Source organism: Mesorhizobium sp. WSM4976 (assembly GCF_029625685.1).
Lineage (GTDB): Bacteria > Pseudomonadota > Alphaproteobacteria > Rhizobiales > Rhizobiaceae > Mesorhizobium.
Map to the genome: position 1 here is coordinate 184,792 of NZ_JARTVT010000003.1, position 19,162 is coordinate 203,953.

General features: G+C 62.7%; 26 protein-coding genes. 6 read left to right on the top strand and 20 right to left on the bottom strand.

Features of this window, described 5'->3' with window-relative positions:
* The first annotated feature begins 228 nt into the window (after window positions 1–228).
* Both raiA and ptsN read left to right on the top strand, forming a co-directional pair.
* Window positions 229–816 carry a ribosome-associated translation inhibitor RaiA gene (raiA, locus tag P9272_RS04985; protein WP_278159486.1) on the top strand — a complete coding sequence of 196 codons (588 nt, stop codon included), beginning with the start codon at window positions 229–231 and terminating at the stop codon, window positions 814–816.
* A 61-nt stretch (window positions 817–877) separates the two neighbouring features.
* Entirely contained in the window at window positions 878–1,342 is a 465-nt protein-coding gene (ptsN, locus tag P9272_RS04990; RefSeq protein ID WP_042641064.1) for a PTS IIA-like nitrogen regulatory protein PtsN, read from the top strand.
* Between the two features lie 173 nt (window positions 1,343–1,515).
* Here ptsN and P9272_RS04995 read toward each other — a convergent pair whose 3' ends face one another.
* Together P9272_RS04995 and P9272_RS05000 are read right to left on the bottom strand one after the other, a co-directional pair.
* Complete coding sequence (locus P9272_RS04995; RefSeq protein ID WP_036257920.1) at window positions 1,516–1,773, bottom strand: DUF1150 family protein; 258 nt, start codon at window positions 1,771–1,773, stop codon at window positions 1,516–1,518.
* A 62-nt stretch (window positions 1,774–1,835) separates the two neighbouring features.
* Window positions 1,836–2,261, bottom strand: coding sequence for an Hsp20 family protein (locus P9272_RS05000; RefSeq protein ID WP_128256247.1), 426 nt, complete (start codon window positions 2,259–2,261; stop codon window positions 1,836–1,838).
* Between the two features lie 241 nt (window positions 2,262–2,502).
* On the opposite strand from P9272_RS05000, the gene P9272_RS05005 reads away from it, so the two are divergent.
* On the top strand, window positions 2,503–3,447 hold the full coding sequence (locus P9272_RS05005; RefSeq protein WP_278159491.1) for a nucleoside hydrolase: 945 nt from the start codon (window positions 2,503–2,505) through the stop codon (window positions 3,445–3,447).
* Between the two features lie 216 nt (window positions 3,448–3,663).
* Here the strand turns inward: P9272_RS05005 and P9272_RS05010 are convergent, their stop codons facing one another.
* From P9272_RS05010 to P9272_RS05040, 7 genes are all read right to left on the bottom strand, one after another.
* Window positions 3,664–3,981 carry a hypothetical protein gene (locus P9272_RS05010; protein WP_128256244.1) on the bottom strand — a complete coding sequence of 106 codons (318 nt, stop codon included), beginning with the start codon at window positions 3,979–3,981 and terminating at the stop codon, window positions 3,664–3,666.
* Between the two features lie 68 nt (window positions 3,982–4,049).
* Window positions 4,050–4,664 carry a LysE family translocator gene (locus P9272_RS05015; protein ID WP_278159493.1) on the bottom strand — a complete coding sequence of 205 codons (615 nt, stop codon included), beginning with the start codon at window positions 4,662–4,664 and terminating at the stop codon, window positions 4,050–4,052.
* A gap of 89 nt (window positions 4,665–4,753) precedes the next feature.
* Window positions 4,754–6,205 (bottom strand): amidase, encoded by a 1,452-nt coding sequence (locus tag P9272_RS05020; RefSeq protein WP_278159495.1) that lies wholly within the window; start codon window positions 6,203–6,205, stop codon window positions 4,754–4,756.
* Between the two features lie 3 nt (window positions 6,206–6,208).
* Window positions 6,209–7,114: a ribokinase gene (locus P9272_RS05025; protein ID WP_278159497.1), complete on the bottom strand. Its 906-nt coding sequence runs from the start codon at window positions 7,112–7,114 to the stop codon at window positions 6,209–6,211.
* Between the two features lie 189 nt (window positions 7,115–7,303).
* Window positions 7,304–7,681, bottom strand: a complete 378-nt coding sequence (locus tag P9272_RS05030; RefSeq protein ID WP_278159498.1) for a hypothetical protein — start codon at window positions 7,679–7,681, stop codon at window positions 7,304–7,306.
* A gap of 134 nt (window positions 7,682–7,815) precedes the next feature.
* The gene (locus P9272_RS05035; protein ID WP_278159500.1) at window positions 7,816–8,046 is read right to left on the bottom strand and encodes a hypothetical protein; all 231 of its coding nucleotides are present in this window, start codon (window positions 8,044–8,046) and stop codon (window positions 7,816–7,818) included.
* Between the two features lie 159 nt (window positions 8,047–8,205).
* The gene (locus tag P9272_RS05040; protein ID WP_278159502.1) at window positions 8,206–9,111 is read right to left on the bottom strand and encodes a methylated-DNA--[protein]-cysteine S-methyltransferase; all 906 of its coding nucleotides are present in this window, start codon (window positions 9,109–9,111) and stop codon (window positions 8,206–8,208) included.
* 115 nt (window positions 9,112–9,226) lie between these two features.
* Here P9272_RS05040 and P9272_RS05045 point away from each other — a divergent pair, with 115 nt between their 5' ends.
* On the top strand, window positions 9,227–10,042 hold the full coding sequence (locus P9272_RS05045; RefSeq protein WP_278159504.1) for a class I SAM-dependent methyltransferase: 816 nt from the start codon (window positions 9,227–9,229) through the stop codon (window positions 10,040–10,042).
* Between the two features lie 12 nt (window positions 10,043–10,054).
* Here P9272_RS05045 and P9272_RS05050 read toward each other — a convergent pair whose 3' ends face one another.
* Window positions 10,055–10,549 (bottom strand): DUF2244 domain-containing protein, encoded by a 495-nt coding sequence (locus P9272_RS05050; protein WP_128256237.1) that lies wholly within the window; start codon window positions 10,547–10,549, stop codon window positions 10,055–10,057.
* 22 nt (window positions 10,550–10,571) lie between these two features.
* On the opposite strand from P9272_RS05050, the gene nth reads away from it, so the two are divergent.
* Window positions 10,572–11,378, top strand: a complete 807-nt coding sequence (gene nth / locus P9272_RS05055) for an endonuclease III (RefSeq protein ID WP_278159507.1) — start codon at window positions 10,572–10,574, stop codon at window positions 11,376–11,378.
* 120 nt (window positions 11,379–11,498) lie between these two features.
* Here the strand turns inward: nth and P9272_RS05060 are convergent, their stop codons facing one another.
* On the bottom strand, window positions 11,499–11,954 hold the full coding sequence (locus tag P9272_RS05060; RefSeq protein ID WP_128256235.1) for a DUF2214 family protein: 456 nt from the start codon (window positions 11,952–11,954) through the stop codon (window positions 11,499–11,501).
* A gap of 278 nt (window positions 11,955–12,232) precedes the next feature.
* On the opposite strand from P9272_RS05060, the gene P9272_RS05065 reads away from it, so the two are divergent.
* Entirely contained in the window at window positions 12,233–12,787 is a 555-nt protein-coding gene (locus tag P9272_RS05065) for a GNAT family N-acetyltransferase (RefSeq protein ID WP_128256234.1), read from the top strand.
* A 10-nt stretch (window positions 12,788–12,797) separates the two neighbouring features.
* Here P9272_RS05065 and P9272_RS05070 read toward each other — a convergent pair whose 3' ends face one another.
* The 9 genes from P9272_RS05070 to P9272_RS05110 all read right to left on the bottom strand — a co-directional run bounded on the left by P9272_RS05070 (window position 12,798) and on the right by P9272_RS05110 (window position 19,085).
* Window positions 12,798–15,284 (bottom strand): EAL domain-containing protein, encoded by a 2,487-nt coding sequence (locus P9272_RS05070; RefSeq protein WP_278159510.1) that lies wholly within the window; start codon window positions 15,282–15,284, stop codon window positions 12,798–12,800.
* A gap of 300 nt (window positions 15,285–15,584) precedes the next feature.
* Entirely contained in the window at window positions 15,585–15,983 is a 399-nt protein-coding gene (locus P9272_RS05075; RefSeq protein WP_278159512.1) for a DUF1801 domain-containing protein, read from the bottom strand.
* A 75-nt stretch (window positions 15,984–16,058) separates the two neighbouring features.
* A complete protein-coding gene (locus P9272_RS05080; RefSeq protein ID WP_278159514.1) occupies window positions 16,059–16,502 on the bottom strand; it encodes a DUF1801 domain-containing protein in 444 nt (147 codons plus the stop codon).
* Complete coding sequence (locus P9272_RS05085) at window positions 16,502–16,735, bottom strand: hypothetical protein (RefSeq protein ID WP_278159515.1); 234 nt, start codon at window positions 16,733–16,735, stop codon at window positions 16,502–16,504. Before P9272_RS05085 ends, P9272_RS05080 begins: the two co-directional genes overlap by 1 nt.
* Before the next feature lie 37 nt (window positions 16,736–16,772).
* Window positions 16,773–17,159 (bottom strand): VOC family protein, encoded by a 387-nt coding sequence (locus P9272_RS05090; protein ID WP_278159517.1) that lies wholly within the window; start codon window positions 17,157–17,159, stop codon window positions 16,773–16,775.
* Between the two features lie 86 nt (window positions 17,160–17,245).
* A complete protein-coding gene (locus P9272_RS05095; RefSeq protein WP_278159519.1) occupies window positions 17,246–17,656 on the bottom strand; it encodes an SRPBCC domain-containing protein in 411 nt (136 codons plus the stop codon).
* Entirely contained in the window at window positions 17,653–17,976 is a 324-nt protein-coding gene (locus P9272_RS05100) for a metalloregulator ArsR/SmtB family transcription factor (protein WP_128256227.1), read from the bottom strand. Before P9272_RS05100 ends, P9272_RS05095 begins: the two co-directional genes overlap by 4 nt.
* A 142-nt stretch (window positions 17,977–18,118) precedes the next feature.
* On the bottom strand, window positions 18,119–18,586 hold the full coding sequence (locus P9272_RS05105; protein WP_128256342.1) for an NUDIX hydrolase: 468 nt from the start codon (window positions 18,584–18,586) through the stop codon (window positions 18,119–18,121).
* 193 nt (window positions 18,587–18,779) lie between these two features.
* Complete coding sequence (locus tag P9272_RS05110) at window positions 18,780–19,085, bottom strand: hypothetical protein (RefSeq protein WP_278159522.1); 306 nt, start codon at window positions 19,083–19,085, stop codon at window positions 18,780–18,782.
* Between the last annotated feature and the right edge of the window lie 77 nt (window positions 19,086–19,162).

The following is a 19,162-nucleotide window of genomic DNA, read 5'->3' on the forward strand; positions in this document are numbered from 1 at the left end:
AGCCGCAATGAAGTGTCTAGAAGCCCGCCCGCATGAGCAGGGCGGTAATGCCAGCTTGCAAATGGGTCCGTCAGACAAGGCCATGGACGGCCAAGAAGGCGACTTGTGATCAACCGGAAAGTTCGGGTCTAAAATCGGCGCGCATGCCGCTGCGAAGCTTGTGCGCGCGCACCACGGGTATAAACTCGGGACCAGTTTGAAGCCTGGGCAAGGAAGGTCAGTTTTCAGATGAATCTACGCATTTCGGGAAAACACATGGACATCGGCGATGCGTTCCGCACGCGCATCAACGACCGGGTCGGCGAGGCGATCGAGAAATATTTCGATCGGGGTTTTTCAGGACATGTCACGGTCATCAAATCGGGGTCGCGTTTCTCCGCCGACTGCATGATCCGGCTCGATTCCGGCGCCTCGCTGCAGGCAACCGGCGACGCCCAGGACCCGACGCTCGCCTTCGAGGTGGCGGCCGATCGGCTGGAAACGCGGCTGCGCCGCTACAAGCGCCGGCTGAAGTCACGCAACACCGGCAATGGCAATGGCGAAGAGCCGACCGACATTGCCTACACGGTGATGGCTCCTCTCACCGATGACGAGGAAGACATTCCGGAGGACTTCGCTCCGGTCATCGTCGCCGAATCAAGCATGACGCTGCGGACCATGTCAGTCGCTTCTGCGGTCATCGAGCTCGACAACAGCGACAGCCCGGTATTCCTGTTCCGCAACGCCGGGACCGACCATCTCAACATCGTCTACCGCCGGCCGGATGGCAATATCGGCTGGATAGATCCGTCGACGACCAAAGTCGCACAGGCATAAAAAGCCGGCCGCGCGAGGGGGCGACGACTGGCGCGGCAGGCGAGCAAGGGATTTTTCAAGCATGGATCTCAGCGATCTCATCAGCGTCCCGGCGATCATGCCGGCGTTGAAGGCGAATTCCAAGAAGCAGCTTCTGCAATTGCTGTCGGAGAGGGCGGCGGCGATTTCGGGAATCCCGGAACGGGAGGTGTTCGACACCATCCTGCAGCGCGAGCGGCTGGGATCGACTGGCGTCGGCAATGGCATCGCCATTCCGCACGGCAAGCTCGCCGGCGTGAAGCGGATCGCCGGAGTCTTCGCGCGGCTGGAAACGCCGGTCGATTTCGAGGCATTGGACGACCAGCCGGTCGACCTGGTGTTTCTGCTGCTTGCGCCCGAAGGCGCAGGCGCGGACCATCTCAAGGCGCTGTCGCGCATCGCGCGCGTGCTGCGCGATGCCGATACGGTCGCCAAGATCAGGGGTACGCGCGATGCGGTGGCGATCCACGCGCTGCTGTCCGACACGCAGGCCTCGCACGCAGCGTAGAGCGTTTCACCGTTTCACGGAACCGCGAACCGCTCTATCCCTTTGTTTTTATGCAATTCCGGACGGAAAACCGCTCGCACTTTTCCTGGAATTGCTCCAAGGCCAATTTTTGGGATAAACCTTGCAAGGGCCGCCGCAAGCGGCCCTCTCCGTTTCGAACGTTCAGAGTCGCGTTAGTGGATTGCGACAGTGGTCAGGTCGTTCTCAAGCGCACCCGCCAGCGCCCGGTCGCGGGCGTCGGAAAGCAGGATCGGCTGGCCGTTGGCGGCAAACAGCGCCCACAGCTCCAGGCCGGGCGCAATTTCGCCGAGGCCGGGGAAGCGGCCGCGCAGGTCGTCGCTCGACACTTTCCTCAGATAGGCGACAGAGCCTTCGCCGAGATGGGCGAGTTCGCCGCTGGTCATGGTGATGGTTTCGTCAGTTCTGGTCATTTCAAGCCTCCTTGGCGCGAGACGCCAGGATTGGCCGCCTCGCATAGAGCCATCGGCGAAGGTCAGTCTTTCACCGATATGTTTATTTTCCGTACCAGCCGCTCGGCCTCCGGCCGATCGAGATCGATCGACAGCAGGCCGTTCTTCAGCTCGGCCGCGATCACCCGCATGCCATCGGCCAGCACGAAGCAGCGCTGGAACTGGCGCGCCGCGATGCCGCGGTGGAGGAATTCGCGCTCGGTGTCGTCGCTCTGGCGACCGCGCACGATCAGCTGGTTTTCCTCCGTGGTGACATCGAGATCGCTCTCGGCGAAACCGGCAACGGCCAATGTGATGCGGAGCCTTTCGGCCTTGCCGTCAGCGGCGCCGAGACGTTCGATGTTGTACGGAGGATAGCTGTCGCCGGTCTTCGCCAGACGCTCAAGCGTCTTTTCCATGGCATCGAAGCCCAGAAGAAGCGGGCTGGAGAAGGGCGTCATTCGACTCATTGTTACACTGTCCTCTGAAGAGCGACACAAACTGGAAAAACCCGGATGGCATTTTTCCCGATGGTCTTGATATGGTCCGCCGCGCGATCAAGTTCAAGCCACTGAAATCAGGATGACGTTTCGTCGAACCGCCCTCCTGGCTCAGCTCTTCGTTCGAGCATGATCTTGTCCGAAAACCGGTTCCACTTTTAGGGATCATGCTTGAAACCCCGCCCAAAAAGACTCCCCAAAAGGAAATGAAATGCCCCAGTCCAGAAAGATCATCATCGACACCGATCCCGGCCAGGACGATGCCGTCGCCATATTGCTGGCGCTCGGCAGTTCCGAGCTGGAGATCGTCGGCATCACCGCTGTTGCAGGCAACGTGCCGCTGAAGCTGACGCAGAACAATGCCCGCAAGATCTGCGAGCTGGCCGGCCGGCCCGACATCAAGGTCTATGCCGGCGCCATACGCCCGCTGGCGCGCGAGCTCGTCACCGCCGAGGAAGTGCATGGCAAGACCGGCCTGAACGGGCCGCAGCTGCCTGAGCCAACCATGAAGCTGCAGGAACAATACGCCGTCGATTTCATCGTCGAGACGCTGATGGGCGAGGAAAGCGGCACGATCACGCTCTGCCCGCTCGGACCGCTCACCAACATCGCGCTGGCACTGATCCGCGAGCCCAGGATCGCGCCCCGCATCAAGGAAATCGTCCTGATGGGCGGCGGCTTCTTCGAGGGCGGCAATGTCACGCCGGCCGCCGAGTTCAACATCTATGTCGACCCGCAGGCCGCCGATCTGGTGTTCAAATCGGGCATCCCGATCGTGATGATGCCACTCGACGTCACGCACAAGGCGCTGACCACCTCCAAGCGCATCCAGGCTTTCCGCCAGCTCGGCACCAAGGTCGGCACCGCGACCGCTGAGATGCTGGAGTTCTTCGAGCGCTATGACGAGGAGAAATACGGCACCGATGGTGGGCCGCTGCACGATCCGTGTGTGATCGCCTATCTGATCAAGCCGGAGCTGTTCAAGGGTCGCCGCTGCAATGTCAGCGTGGAGACCGCGTCGGACCTCACCATGGGCATGACGGTGATCGACTGGTGGGGCGTCACCAAGCGGGAAAAGAACGCCACGGTGATGCGCGACATCGACCATGATGGATTCTTCGCGCTGCTGGTGGAGAGGTTGGGGCGGCTCAACTAGTGCGTTTAGACGCAATTCCGGACGGAAAACCGCTCACACTTTTCCTGGGATTGCTCGATACAGTCTGGATTCGCCAAGCACAGCGCCGTCGCCCATTGAGCAATCGATAGGTGTCGGCGCTGTGCTTATGATGTTGGCGTTCGATAGGTACTGAGCCGACAAGGTGCGGTGTCCCCACCTCGTCGGCTTGCACAAAATCCCGGCTAAAAGCTGGAGCTATTCCGGGAACCGGTAGAAAACGAAGCCGTTGTCGCGGGTTACGCGCTCTATGTTCGCGCGAGCGCCGATAAGGTGCGGCCGATCGTCAGCGACGAGAACCGTACCGCCGCCATCAAGGAAAAGCACATACGTCGTCGGCGCATCTTTACCCCAATGAACACTCTTGATTGTGGCAGCAAGAGTGTCGACTGAGCGGACGGGGCTGGCGTCATTTGTCACTTGCCGCAGGAAAACGAACGCACCCAATGCAAATATGGCACCAACCAGCAGAACGGCGAGCGCGTTCTTACGCAGCCCAGTGTAGCTACTCAGCATTTTGCTTGACCCCAGTAGCCATGATGGGGGGATCAGAAGCGCTGTTGTGAGGGCCTGCGCGTTTTGTCTTACTTCGCCTTGGAGAACGCCAGCCACAGCCCGCCGCCGACAAGAAAACTGCCGCTGATGCGTGACATCAGCTTGACGCGGCTGGCCGACAGCAACCGGCCAGCGCGGCCGGCGGCAAGGGCGTAGGTGGAGTCCGACATGGCGGCGAAGATCATCGCGGTCAGGCCCATGACCACGATCTGCAGCGTGTAATTGCCTTGCGGGGCGATGAATTGCGGGAAGAAGGCGCCGAAGAACACCAAGGTCTTCGGATTGCTGATCGCCACCAGAAAACCCTGCAGAAAGAAGCCGCCTCGCGGCTTCTTCGCCGACCCGTCCGGGTTCAGCGCGCCTTTTGCGCGAAACATCTGCACGCCCATCCAGATCAGGTAGGCGGCGCCGAGCAGCCGCACCCATTCGAACCAGTGACCCATGCCAGCGATCAGCGTGTTGAGGCCGATGCCGACGATGGCGATCATGATGGCAAGCCCGGCTTGGGTGCCTGCCACATTGGCCAAGCCCGCGCGCGAGCCGTGGCGGATGCTGTTGGCGATGATCAGCGTGACGGTCGGGCCCGGTACCAGGATGATGACGATGCAGGCGACGACATAGGTGGCGTAGAGTTCCAGCGACATGATTTCCCTCGGACAGGCGCCGATGCGGCGGCGCGCGATCAATGCACGGGATTGGCGTTGGCGCAAGCTGGCCGGGCAGGGCAAGCCCGTCAGTCAGCCCCCGGCGGCCATGGCAGCGTCGCTTCATAGGCGGCGCCGGCCTTGAGCACGGCAAGGTCGCCGCGCGGGCGGCCGATCAGCTGCATACCCATCGGCCGACCCTTCTCGTCGAAGCCGGCCGGCACGTTGAGCGCCGGGCAGCCGCCCAGCGTGGCGAAGGCCGAGACCTGCATCCAGCGATGATAGCTGTCCATGCTTCGCCCCGCGACCTCGCGCGGCCAGTGGGTGGTCACATTGAATGGGAAGACCTGCGCGGTCGGCAGGGCGATGAGGTCGAAGCGCTCGAACAGCGACAGCAACGTGCGATGCCACGCGGTGCGCCGGACGCCGGCAGCGTGGATTTGCGGTGCGGTGAGACGCATCGCCTGCTCCACTTCCCAGATAGCCTCTGGCTTCAGAAGCTTCCGTTTTGCCGGATCGTCATAATGCGCTTTCAGCCCGCAGCCGCTGCTTGCCTGGCGCAAGGTGACAAAAACCTGCCACAACGCCTCGAAATCGACATCCGGCACCAGCGTTTGGCTGTGGAACGATGCGCCCGCGAAGCGGGCAAGGGCGGCCTCGCAAAGATCGAGGACGCCCGGTTCCGTCGGCAGATAGCCGCCGAGGTCGCCCAGCCAGGCGACGCGGCCGCCGGAGGCTTTTGCCCTCAACCCGTCGAGCAACGAGCCTTCCTTGGCATACGACAACGGCGCTTGCGGGTGGTAGCCCGCCTGTTCGTCGAGCAGCAGCGCGACGTCGCGCACACTGCGGCCCATCGGTCCCTCGACGCCCATCTGCGAATAGAAGACGTCGATGTCAGGGCCGGCCGGCACGAGTCCCTGCGAGGGACGGAAGCCGTAGATATTGTTGTAGGCCGCCGGATTGCGTAGCGAGCCGCCGAAGTCGCTGCCGTCGGCGACCGGCACCATGTCGAGCGCCAGCGCCACCGCCGCGCCGCCGCTTGAGCCGCCGGCGGTGAGCGCCGGATCAAAGGCGTTGAGCGTCGGCCCGAAGACTGGATTGTAGGTGTTGGAGCCGAGGCCGAATTCCGGAACATTGGTCTTGCCGATGATGATGGCGCCGGCCTTGCGGATGCGCTCGACGAAGAAGTCGTCCGTGTCGGGAATGAAATCGGCAAAGATCGGCGAGCCGAAGGTGGTTCTGAGCCCCTTGGTCAGGGCGAGGTCCTTGATGGCGATCGGCAGGCCGAACAGCGATCCGGTCTCGCCGCCCCGGGCCAAATGAGCATCGGCGCTCTCAGCTTCGGCCAGGATCTCGGCGCGCTCACGCAGCGATACAACGGCGTTGACCAGCGGGTTCACGGCCTCGATGCGGTCAAGGAAAGCGCTGACGACTTCATGCACCGACAGTTGTCGCTGTCTGATCCTGTCGGCGAGATCCACGGCGGAGAGGCGACAGATATCGCCGGCCGGCGGCACGGCATGTTTTGTGACGGGGCGCATGGCTTAACGCATGCCCGCCAAAGCCGCATCGACATCCTTGCTCAGCGGGATCGCCGGCTGCGCGCCAGGCTTCAGGCAGGCGAGCGAGCCGGCCGCAGCGGCACGGGTAAGCGCCTGCTCGAGCGAAAGGCCCGACGACAGGCCGGCGCCGAAATAGCCGCAGAAAGTGTCGCCGGCGCCGACCGTGTCGACCGGCGTGATCTTCAGCGCCGGGATGGCGAGGAAATCATGCGACGTCGCGGCCAGCACGCCGTCGCCGCCCAGCGTGACGACGATGGCGCTGCCGGTCTTTTGGGCGTAGGCGCGCATGCGGGCAGGGCGGTCGCGCCCCGAAAGCGCCAGCGCCTCGCCATAGAGATCGAACTCGGTTTCGTTGGCGACGGCGTAGTCGGCCTTGCCGAGGAAGCCGGCGGCTTCGGCCCGGAAGGGCGCGGTGTTGAGCACGCTGACGGCGCCCGTCGCGCGCGCCGCGTCAAGCGTGGCTTCTACCGTCGGCAGCGGGATCTCGTGCTGCAAGAGCACGACATCGCCCTTTTTGAGATAGGCCTTGGTGACATCGCCCGGCACCACCGAATCATTGGCGCCCGGCACGACGGCGATGACATTCTCCCCGTCGGCGCCGACCAGGATCAGCGCCGTGCCGGTGGAGGCGAAGCTCTGGCCGACCCCGGAGAGATCGACATTGCCAGCCTTGAGAAGGGCGAGCGCTTCGGGGGCAAAGCTATCCTTGCCGACCGCGCCCACCATGCGCACCTGGGCTCCCGCGCGCGCCGCGGCTAGCGCCTGGTTGGCACCCTTGCCGCCGGGCGCAGTGGCAAAGCTGGAGCCGCGGACCGTCTCGCCGGGTTCCGGCAGGCGGTCGACATTGGCGATGAGGTCGAGGTTGATCGAACCGACAACGATAATCAAAAACTGCCTCCCGTTGAAGCGGCCCGGCCCGCTTGAGGCGGACCTGCTCCAAGATTCTGCTTTTCGCAATTCCTGGCGAAATGGGCGGCGAAGCGCTCGTCCGGGAATTGCGTGCTGGGGGCGAAGCTAGCCGCAAAGACCGCCGGTTGCCAGATCATGCCGGTTGCGCGGGCTCTTGGCCCACAGGCATCACTCGCAGAGCACCGTGACCGTGTCCTGATAGTTGCCTGCCGGGAAGATTCCGGGCGACTTCGTGGCGGTGAGATCGACCTGGATGGTATGGGTGCCGTTGGTCACCCGCTGCGGCGAGCTGCCCGGTATGTCCAGCCCGGAACCGTCGAGGCGGAAGACGGAGGCAAAGGTGACATTGGTGTCGCCGCCGCTCGGCGCGGACGTGAACGCGGCCGTCGCCGGCGTGGAGACGGAATAGCAATCGATCAGGTTGAGCAGGGTGCACAGCAGCGAGCTTGCCGTAATGGTGGCGCTGGCGCTAGGCCCGCCCGCCTGCTTGGAGCCGAAGATGTTGATCGATGGGTTTGCCTTCATCACGCCGGTGTTGCCGATCATGATCGTGCAGGTGCCGACGATCGCAGCCTGTGCCGGCGCGCAAGTGCCGGCAAACAGGCCAACGGCAAGCAGCGCGCCGCTATTTCATCTTCTTGTTCCTGACATCGTCGGTTCCGCCGCGGCTGCTCCAGCCTTCATTGGCCCAGGCAGGCGATGACGCGGACGCGGGAGCCGCATCCGACACGCTTCCCGTCGTCTGGCCGTCGGGGGGAAGCCCCATCTTCAACAGCCGCAGTCTGCAGGCGCTCGACCTCGAGCTCGTAGAGCCAGCTGCAATCCAGGCGCTTGGGCGTGCGGCCGATCGGGATGACCACGCGCCCATAGGTGGCAAGGTCGTTGTTCGACTGGCTGTTGCCATGGATCACGCCGAGACGCCGGAGCCCGAAACGTCACTGGCAGGTGGTGCCGTGCGACGCATGCACCTCGCCCTTGCCCTGCGGCAAGGTCACGCCGGGGCAGGGTGAAGCCGGTCTGGTTCTGGTTGATACGCGGCTTTTCGCAATGGCAGCCAAAAAATCGATGTTTCAGAAGCCTACCTGTCCCGCTTCCCAACCGAGGATGGCGCGTTTGCGCGTCAGACCCCAGTGGTAGCCCGTGAGCGCGCCGGATTTGCCGAGAGCGCGATGGCAGGGCACCACGAAGGACATCGGGTTGGCGCCCACCGCCGCGCCGACGGCCCGGCTGGCGCTTGGCGCGCCGATGCTCGCCGCGATCGAGGAATAGGTGCAGGCCCTGCCCATCGGGATGCGCAGCAAGGCCTCCCAGACGCGAAGCTGGAAATCGGTGCCGATCATCACCACGCGCAGCGGCTGGTCTGCGCGCCACTTGGTCGGGTCGAAGACCCGCGCGGCGTAAGCCTGGGTGGCTGACATGTCCTCGACATAAGTCGCGTTCGGCCAGCGGCCGGACATGTCTGCTAAGGCAGCCCGTTCGCCGCCGGCATCGCAGAAGGCGAGGCCCGCGAGGCCGCGGTCGGTGACCATGATCAGCGCGATGCCGAAAGGCGAGATGTGGTAGCCGTAGCGGATCGTGAGTCCCGCGCCCCTGCTCTTGTAGTCGCCGGGCGACATGGCCTCATGGGTGACGAAGAGGTCGTGCAGCCGGCCGGGGCCGGACATGCCGAGCTCGAACGAGGTCTCCAGGAGCGGCATTCCGGAATCGAGCAGCCTGCGCGCGTGGTCGAGTGTCACTGCCTGCAGGAAGGCTTTCGGCGACAGGCCGGCCCACCGCGTGAACAGCTTCTGCAGGCCGGTCGGCGTCTCGCCGACTTCCTCGGCCAGGACCTCCAGCGAGGGCTGGTCGCGATAGTCGAGGCTGATCTTCTCGATGGCACGGCGCACGACGTCGTAGTCGCTGCCTTCCGGCGTGATGTCGTTCTCAAGGATCGCGATCGGTTTCATCTGCGTATTCATGGTCATCTGAGCGTTCATGGCAATATCTCCTTGGCGGCGAATATCGGTCTTGCAGAGCGTTGCAACCACCCGAAACTTGCCTTCCTGCCGCCGGCCCCCAGATAGAGTAAGCTTCGGGCCGGAGAGGACAATCATGGCCGACGAAAGGGTGGCTCTCACCGGGGCAAGGGAAACCTTGCTGATGACGCTCTACGGCAAGGCGCTGGAGAGCCGGCTGCCCAATTCGCTGCTCCAGGATCGCTTCGCCGACGAGGCGGTGCGAAGGATCGACTATGATTTCTCGAGGCTCAAGGTCGACGGCAATCTCGGGCTAGGCTTTGCGATCCGGGCGAAGACACTGGACCTGTGCGTCGCGGATTTCCTTGCGCGATATCCGGATGCGATCGTGCTGAATCTGGGATGCGGGCTCGATACGCGGATCTTTCGCCTAGATCCGCTGCCAGGCGTCGACTGGTTCGACGTCGATTATTCGGAGGTCATCGAACTCAGGCGCAGGCTCTATCCGCCCCGTGACTGTTATCACCTTGTTGCCTCGTCGGTGATCGAGCCGGATTGGCTGGCCGTGGTGCCCCGCAACCGTCCCGCCATGGTGTTGGCGGAGGGGCTTTCGCCGTATCTCCCCGCCGACGAAGGGCCCCGGCTGTTCGCGCGTCTTGTCTCCCATCTGGCCGGCGGCGAGTTGATGTTCGATGCCTACAGCCGTTTCGGGCTGAAGCTGATGCGCCTCAATCCGGCCATCAAGGCCACCGGCTCCGAGGTCCACTGGGCCATCGAGGATCCGCGCGAACTGGAGCGGGCGGCGCCGAAACTTCGCTTCGTCGGCGAGATCCCTTCCTACAAGCCGCAGCAAGGGGCGCGGCTTAGCTGGTCCGCGCGCTTGTTCGTTGGCCTCTGGAGGCTTATCCCTGCCATGCGCAAGGTCGGCAGGCTGCTGCGCTACCGGTTCTGAGTTGCTTGGGCGTCAGCGCGTCTTGGCGGTCGCCAGCGCGCGCGAAAAGGCGGTGGCGAAGCTCTCGCGGTCGTCGGGATTGAGGAAGCCGCCGATCGCCACGCTCTTGCCCTGCGCTTCGACGGCCATTTTGGTGATGCCGATTTCGCTGTGGCGGGCGATCGAGAACCGGGTCCAGAACGGATTGAAATGATGCGCTTCCGAGCGGCCGGAAGGCGCCGTCTTGCGGATGTCGAGGCTGGTGCGCGATACGGTGATTTCCTCACGGGCGCGCGCGGCCCGGTAGTTGGCGCGGAAAGCGATATAGACGGCGATCACATCGAGGCCGAAGAAACCAAACACCGGCCAGGCGCCATGCGCCAGGAAGAAGGTGCCGGTGACCGCCCAGCCGAACAGAAGCGCTCCCATCAGGATCAGGAAACCGGTGCGGCCGAGCGAGCGGTGCGGCGTCAGCAAGGCTTGGAAAAATGGCTTGTCGGCTTCGAATGAGGCGTTTGTGTCGCTCATGAGGGACTATTATAGGAAGGAAATGGCGCCTCCCAAGTCGAAAAAATCCGCAGCTGTCAAAAAACTTCAAACCTCCGCTGCCAATGGCGGTCGGGCGCCCGGTGGACGGCCGCGTAAAGCCACCTTGCGCTCGCTTTACAGCCCCGCCGAGGTGCATGAGATCTTCAGGCGCTTTTCCGTGCAGCGGCCTGAGCCGAAAGGCGAGCTCGACTATGTCAACGCCTTCACGCTGCTGGTCGCGGTGGTGCTGTCAGCGCAGGCAACCGACGCGGGCGTCAACAAGGCGACCAAGGCGCTGTTCGCGGCTGCCGACACGCCAGCCAGGATGCTGGCGCTGGGTGAGGCCAAGGTCGGCGATTACATCCGCACGATAGGGCTGTGGCGGAACAAGGCGAAGAACGTGATCGCGCTGTCGAAGGCGCTGATCGACGATCACGCAGGTCAGGTGCCGGAGGAGCGCGATGAGCTGGTGAAGCTGCCGGGCGTCGGGCGCAAGACCGCCAATGTCGTGCTCAACGTCGCTTTCGGCCAGCACACGATGGCGGTCGACACGCATATCTTCCGTATCGGCAACCGGATCGGGCTGGCGCCCGGCAAGACGCCGGAGCAGGTAGAGCAGGGGCTGCTCAAGGTCATCCCGGCCGAATTCATGCGCCACGCGCATCATTGGCTGATCCTGCATGGCCGCTATGTCTGCAAGGCGCGCAAGCCCGATTGCCCGGCTTGCGTCATCGCCGATATCTGTAAGTCGAAGGAAAAGACCACCGGCATCCCGGCGCCGCTGGTGCCGATCGCGCCGCTGGAGGAGACGTTTCCGGCCGAGGCGTAGAGCCGGATGATTTCAGGTCGAATCGACTGAATCCGGCTCTAAAATCAAAGGGATAGAGCATGATGTCGCCCGAAAACCGCTTCACACTTTTCGGCTTCATGCTCTAGAGCGGATTTGGCTCTAATAGCCGTAGCCGCGCGCCATGGCCGCGGCAAAAACCGGGATGAGCAGGAAGATGAAGCCCTCGGCGCGGACATAGTTCTTCACCGAGTCCAGTTCCGACGCAGGCACCGCGAAAGAGGGATTGCCGCTGGCCTGCCTGTTCCAGGAGATGAAGCGCATGGTGGGCACGATCGACAGCAGCCCAACGATGGCGAAGGCCACCATCTTTGCCCAGAACACCCAGTTGTAGACGTAGAACTCCCAACCCTTCAGACCGAAGAACACCCGGCAGACGCCGACGATGATGATCAGCGCGGCGATGATGCCGTAATGGCGGTCGATGCCGGCAAGGTGCTTCAGCGTCGGCGCACCCAAATCGCCGCGCACCAGCACGAACTCGGCGCCGATGATGCCGGCCAGCGAGAACACCAACAGGTGATGGAGAATGGCCAATACAAGATCAGTGGTGTCCATGTTCTTCCCTGCGCCTGGCAGCCGCGAGGCGGCCGGATCCTGTGTCCGAAGAGTAGCATCATCGGTCAAGATTCCCAGACGGCGAATCGTTGCGCTGGAGGATGACCCCGGCCATTCCTGGCCCTTGCCTGGGGACGCCGGTTTGCTAGAGCAATTCCAGGAAAAGTGTGAGCGGTTTTCCGTCCGGAATTGCGTGAAAACAAAGAGTTAGTGTGTTTCACCGTTTCCGCGAAACGGTGAAACACAATAAGTGCTGCCGTCTCAACCAGAGGAGTGCCATGAGCATCAAGACGGAAGCTGGCGTGCCGATGCTCGAGACGGCGCGGACTATCCTGCGGCCCCATCGTCTGGGCGATTTCGAGACGTATGCAGCCATATGGGCGGAACCTGCGGTAACGCGTTTCATCGGCGGCAAGCCGCGCACGCGCGAGGAGAGCTGGTTGCGCTTCCTGCGCCATGCGGGCCTGTGGTCGCTGATCGGCTACGGCTTCTGGGCGATCGAGGACAAGGCGACGGGGCGCTTCATCGGCGAGGCCGGCTTCCATGACCTGAAGCGCGAGATCGAACCTTCGATCGAAGGCGTGCCGGAAGCCGGCTGGGCCCTGGCTTCGGAGGCGCACGGCCGGGGGCTTGCGAGCGAGGTTGTCGGGCGGATCGTCGCCTGGAGCGACAAGGCGTTTGGACAGGCGAGAACCGTCTGCATCATCGATCCGGAAAACGGCGCTTCGCTGAAGGTAGCCGAAAAGAACGGTTATGGAGAGATTTTGCGGACCACCTATCACGAGAAGCCGACGATCCTGCTGGAACGGCGGGCCGGAGGAGTTGTGGCCTAGAGCGGGATAATCAGCCGGCTTTGCGGCGCAGCGTCCGCGCCAAAGTCTCCCAGCTATCCACCGTTGCATCGCGCTCGCTGCGACTGCCGCGCAGCACCGCGGTTGCATCGAATGGCTGGGGCCGCGCGATCGCATAGCCCTGCGCATAGTCGACGCCGATCGCTTGCAAGGCGTCGAGGATGCCGTCGCTTTCGACGAATTCCGCAATGGTGCGTTTTCCCGTCACCTTGCCGATGTGATGGATCATCTCGACCATGGCGCGGTCGATGCGGTCGTCGAGCATGTCCTTGACGAAGCTGCCGTCGATCTTGAGGTAGTCTACCGGCAGATGCTTCAGATAGGCGAAGGACGACATGCCGGAGCCGAAGTCGTCGAGCGCGAAGCGGCAGCCCAGCCCACGCAGATCGGCGATGAAGCGCATCGCCTCAGTCAGATTGGCGATGGCGCTGGTCTCGGTGATCTCCAGGCAGATCATCTCGGGCGCAATGGCGTGCGCGGCGAATTGTTCGCGCATGAATCCGAGGAACGTCTCGTCGCCGAAGGTGGCGCCGGACAGATTGATCGCGCAGGTGGATATCGGCGTCGCATGCGGATCGGCGAGCCTCGCCGCCAGGATGGCGAAGGTGTTGCGCACCACCCAGCGATCGATCGCCGGCATCAATCCGTAGCGCTCCGCCGCCGGAATGAAGCTCTGCGGGGTGACTAAGCTGCCGTCCTCATCGGTCAACCTCAGCAAGATTTCGATATGCGCGCCATGATCCGGGATGTCGTCCCGCACCGGCGCGATCTCCTGCGCGTGCAGCCTGAAGCGATTCTCGTCCAGCGCGGCATGCAGGCGCTGCACCCAGGCCATCTCGCCGAAGCGCTCGCGAAGCGCGGTGTCGCCCTCGCTGTGGAACTGGACGCGGTTGCGGCCCTTTTCCTTCGCCATGTAGCAGGCTACGTCGGCGGCGCGCAGCACCTCCTCCAGCGTCATCCCGGCATTGGCGACTTCGACCATGCCGATGCTGACGCTGATGTTGAAGGGGCGCTCGTCCCAGGAGAAATGCAGGTCCTGGACCGTGGCGCGCAGCCGTTCGGCCGTTGCGGCGGCACAGTCGGCATCACAATCGAAGAGCAGCACGCCGAACTCGTCGCCGCCGAGCCTGGCCAGAATATCGCCGGGCGGCAGCTCGTTGGCGAGCAGCACCGAGATCTGGCGCAGCAGCTGGTCGCCGGCGGCATGGCCGCATGTGTCGTTGACCAGCTTGAACTGGTCGAGGTCGAGATACATCAGCGCGTGCCTGCGCGACCTTTCCGGCGCTTCGGAGATCGCGCCCGCCAGCCGGTTCTCAAAGTCGCGGCGGTTGACAAGACCAGTCAGCGCATCATGCGATGCCTGCCAGGACAGGCGCTCGATATAATCCTGCTCGCGCGTCATGTCATGCAGGGCCAGAACGCAACCGAGTATCTTGCCGGAAACGATCAAGGGAGCGCCATTCAGCGCCACCGGCACGACCGACCCGTCGGGACGCTCCAGGAGTTGCGGGCGCACGTTGGAGCGGCGTGCCTCGCCTGCTAGGAGGCGTGGGATCAGATCGGTCTCCTCGACACCGCTGTCCTTATCGACCAGGCGGAACAAGGTGTTCATCGGCCTTCCCTTGGCGGCGGCAAGCGGGCGGGCAAGCAGCCTTTCTGCCCCGACATTCATATAGTCGAGCCGACCCTTGGCATCGGTACTGATGACGGCTTGGCCGATCGAGGCCAGCGTGATCTGAGCACGCTCGCGCTCGGCGTTGAGGGCACTCTGAAACGCCTGGCGTTGCTTCATCAACTTGCGCGTTCGCCAGACAACGAGCAGGATCAGTAGGGCGGCGGTGGCGAGATTGGCCACCGTCAGCGCCATCTTGATGAAGCGCGAACCCTTGCCGAGGCTGTCGGAAAAGGCCTCGGCAAGGGGTCCGATCTGTCGGTCGAGCTGGTGGATTTTCGCCTTCCAGAGGCCGATCTCAGCGGCCGATGCCGGTCCCTGCTCAAGCTTTCGATGCATGTCATCGCCAAGTCCTTTGATGGCGAGGATCATCTCGTCGGCGTTCGTCCAGTGGCGGATCGCGGTCTCGAGATAGCTGACGCTGCGGAAATTCCGGAACAGCCAGATCATGCCATCAACATCGTCGGGGTGGTTGTTGCCGCCGAGAAAGCCAAGCCGGGCCGCATTCGTGTCGGGCTCGGCCTGTTCGAGCGCCAGCCGCGCGGCGCGATCGGCGAGCGGCACGGCGATGGCTTGACGATATTCGTTGAAGTACCCTTGCTGGCCGGTATCGGCATAGAGGTTCAGGAAGTAAATGGCGTGCTTCTGGCCTTTCGACCATTGGCTTTCGCCGCCGACATAGGCGCGGACCGCCGATAATGTCTGGAGGCTCAGGGTTGCAACCAGCGCCTGGATCAGAACCACCGCGACGAAGGGCCAGACCAGCCCTATCAGACGCGGACCGGCATCGGTCAACGAGAGCTTCATCCCATTCCCATGGAGCTCGTTCTGGCCCCCTCGGTGTCTGTCCGACTGGCTCATCCGTCGGTTGAGACGATATTCTTCCCCGCATGTCGCCCGGTTGCTGGCGACATCGATGCAGATAGAGCGCCCGACTTAACGGCCGATAAATTTGTCTAGTATCAGTTTCATGAATTTGCTCAGCAACAGAAGGGACGCTTACGCTGCGTGATGGTGATACTGGGTGCATAGTGTCGATCCGCATTCCCGGAGCGCGTAAGTAAAAGCCGGCAACTTCACCCGATGGGTTATTGCCGCAGCCATCTCTCAGCGCTTGGCCTTCGCTTTGTTGAGAGCCACGGCTTCTCGAACGAGCGCCTTCAGCGCAGCTTCGTCGATCGTGTCGCCTTGCCTGAAATCGATGGCGCGCCGGGTGTTGCCATCGAGGCTGGAGTTGAAGAGCTTCCTGGGATCGGGCAGTGCCGCGCCCTTGGCGAAGGTCAGCTTGACGACCGTCTTGTAGGTCTCGCCGGTGCAAATGATGCCGGCATCCTCCCAGACCGGCACGCCGCGCCATTTCCATGTCTCGACGGCTTCCGGCGCGGCCTGCCGGATCAAGGCGCGGAGCCGGGCAAGCATCTCGCCACGCCAGTCACCCAGTTCCTCGATCCTTCCGTCGATCATCTCGGACGGAGACTTTTCGCCCTGCGCGCCGCCTTTTTGCATGTTCGGTTCTCCTGACCTAAATGGAAATTGCAACCGTGTCTTTTCCAGCGGGACGGCGGTTGATCGTCCCTGCACTTACATCCGTTCGCCGGGCAGCCGGCTTGCCTGCTTCACCCAGGAGACGATCTGCTCCTCGTCGAGCCGATCGCCCTCATGGATGTGGAAATAGCGCGTGTCTCTGCTCTTGGATTCGACTGGCGGCACGGGCTTCAGCGACAGGCCGCGGAAGAACGCCACCTTGATGTATCTGGCGAAGCAATGGATGCCGAGAAACCAGCCTTCGCCGTCCGTGCCGTAGAATGGAGAGTTCCATTTAACGGCCTTTTGCACGTTGGGAATGGCTTGCACGATGAGCTGGTCGAGCCGACGCCCGACCTCGCTCTTCCAGCCCGGCATCGCCGCGATATAGGCCTGCACGGGAGCGTCGCCATGGCCTTTGGCGACCTGCGGATTGTCGCCCGAAAGCAGGACCGGCTTCTTGTCGGGAGATGCGTCGGCTTGCGATTCCGCCTTCGCCATCAGGCCGATCCTGTGCGCTCGCCCGCCGGCTCGCCGCGCCATCTGGCGGCATAGGGCAGCACGAACATATAGAGCCCGCTGAACAAAAGCAGGAAAAGCGGGATCAACGGTGAATAGACGATCCAGGCGGGCGGCGGGCCCATGCTCATCGCGGCGAAATTGGCGATGACAGTGACGGTGAAGATGATCGACAGCCAGCGGTGAAGCTGCCTGATCCCGTTGCTCCAGTTCAATCTAACCTCCTTGCGAATGACGAGACGATCGAGCTCTCTACCAGCGCGCCAGCTGCGAAAGCTGAATGAGGTTGCCGCAGGTGTCGTTAAGCTGCGCGATGGTAGCGCCGGTCACCGCGGTCGGCGCCAGGGCGAAGGTGCCACCATTGGCCTTGAGGCGCTCTTGGTCGGCGTTGATGTCGTCGGTGAACAGCATCAGCGCCGGCTGACCCTGCTTGAAGATGGCCTGCTGATAGGTTTTTGCGGCTGGATTGTCGTTCAGCGCCAGCTGCAGCTCGGTGCCGTCAGGGTCGTCCGGCGAGACGACAGTTAGCCAGCGAAACGGTCCGTTGGTGAAGTCGGCTGTGAAGCCCAGCACGTCGGTATAAAAGCCGAGCGCCTTCTCCTGGTCGTCGACATAGATACTGGTCAGCTTGATCTTCATTTCGATATCTCCATGGCTTATGCGTGCGGTGTGCCGCCCCGCCCAACAGTGTGTGGTTCCAAGCAGTCCGGCTGTTGGCCGCGACCTCAGTCGAGCCGCGAAAGGACTTCCTCCAAAGTCGCCAGGTATCTCTTCCAGCCGACTGTGGCCCCTCGGTAGTATGGCTCCTGATCCGTGCGGAAGCCGACCTGCTCCATGCGGAGATGCGTGCCCGTGCCCGTCGGGGTGAGCGTCCAGGTGACCACGCTCTCGAGATCCTTGGTGTCCCAGCTGTAAGACAGCGTCCGATTCGGCTCGACCGTCTTCACCCGGCAGTCGACGCCTCCCCAGTCCGCGCTCAGTTTGAAGCGATGATTCACAACCGGCTCGAAGTCATTCTTCATCAGCCATGCCTCGATGAGATGCGGCTGGGTAAGCGCGCGCCAGATTTTTTCCGGCGCAAAGGGTATCTCGCGCTCGACGATGACGGAGCGCGTTGCTGTCGGCCCTTCGTTCATTGGTCCATCCTTTTGAGCAGGTCTTCGAGGTCGTCGAACCGGCTTCCCCAAAACCCCGCCATGTCGCGCGTCCAGTCCATCAATGGCGCAAGCGCCTTGAGTTGTGCGCTGTAATGCGTCTGACGCCCTTCATGACGGTCGCGGACCAGACCCGCTTCCTTGAGGACACCGAGATGCTTGGACACCGCCGGCTGCGACACACCTGCCTGTGCGGTGAGGGCTCCGACTGTCTGCTCGCCCTGGCGGCACAGGCGCTCGAAGATGGCGCGCCGCGTCGGATCGGCAAGCGTCCTGAAAAGCATATCGTGCGCAGTCGTCATTTCTGATCAATAACCCGGTGGCTATCGATTGACGTATAACTGTCGGGATATGTATGAGTCAAGCAGCGAATGGGAACAATCCCAGCGGTGGATTCACACCGGCATGCCGCTATGGGCCAAACGATACTGAACTGGTATCCGCTTAAGCCGGATCGGCCGCCGGAACGGTCAGATCCCGGAGCAGCGTCGAAAGCTCAGGTTCGTCGATGAGGAGGGCAGCGTCTGCCGGCGGCAGCCATGCGCGTTGCCGGTTCGCGGCTTCCCGCCAATCGGCAAGTTCCTCCGTGACTTGGAGGAGATAGACCGAAACGTCCACCCGAATGAAGCCATCGGTCATGCGTTTCCAATAGGAATAGGTACCGGCAGGCTGCTTCAGGGCCTTACCGAGAACACCGGCCTCTTCCTGGGCTTCGATCATAGCCGCCTTGCGCCCGGATTTGCCCTTCATCGGCCAGCCCTTGGGCACGATGAAGCGCCGCGTGGTGCGTGAGGTGACGAGCAGCACTTCGAGGCCACCGTCTTCCCGCAACCGAAACGGAATGGCCGCTACCTGGCGGATCCGTTGCCCTTTCTTGGCTTTGCGAACTGCTTTCTTCTTGGTTGTTGCCATCCGAGATTCCGGTGAGAGCAGCATGCCTGCCATACGCTATCCGCGCGTGCAAAAACCTGTCCCCTGCAAACCTTTGCAATTCCTGAGCGAAAACCTTGCACACTTTTCCTGGAATTGCTCTAAAACCACCGCCCATGCAATCCGGTATTTTGCCGGTAAGTAAGTCGGCTAATAAACAGAATAAAACAAGATGTCAGCGGCAAACCCGCGAAATCGTGTTGCCGACCGCTTCCATTCGGCATGTCTTGTCATATACCGGCACGTCGGGCTGAGGCTGGCGTTGGGTCGGCCGGTCGAGCTCACGATAGATCTGTTGCTGCTGCTGGTATTGCTGCCGCTGCAATTGGTTCTGCAACTGCTGCAGCTGGTTCTGCTGCACCAATGCGTTGCGGTTCGTCGGGATGACGACCTGGGCCGATACGCCGGAAGGAATACCCACCAAGACGGTGGCCGCCAGGGCAGCTGAAATCAGAAACGTCGGTAGGCGGTGGGACGACATCTTCCTTGTCCGCATGACAAACAGAACCTCTACCCAATATAGGGTGTTCGAGCGGCGGCGCCATGGTCAGCTGATCG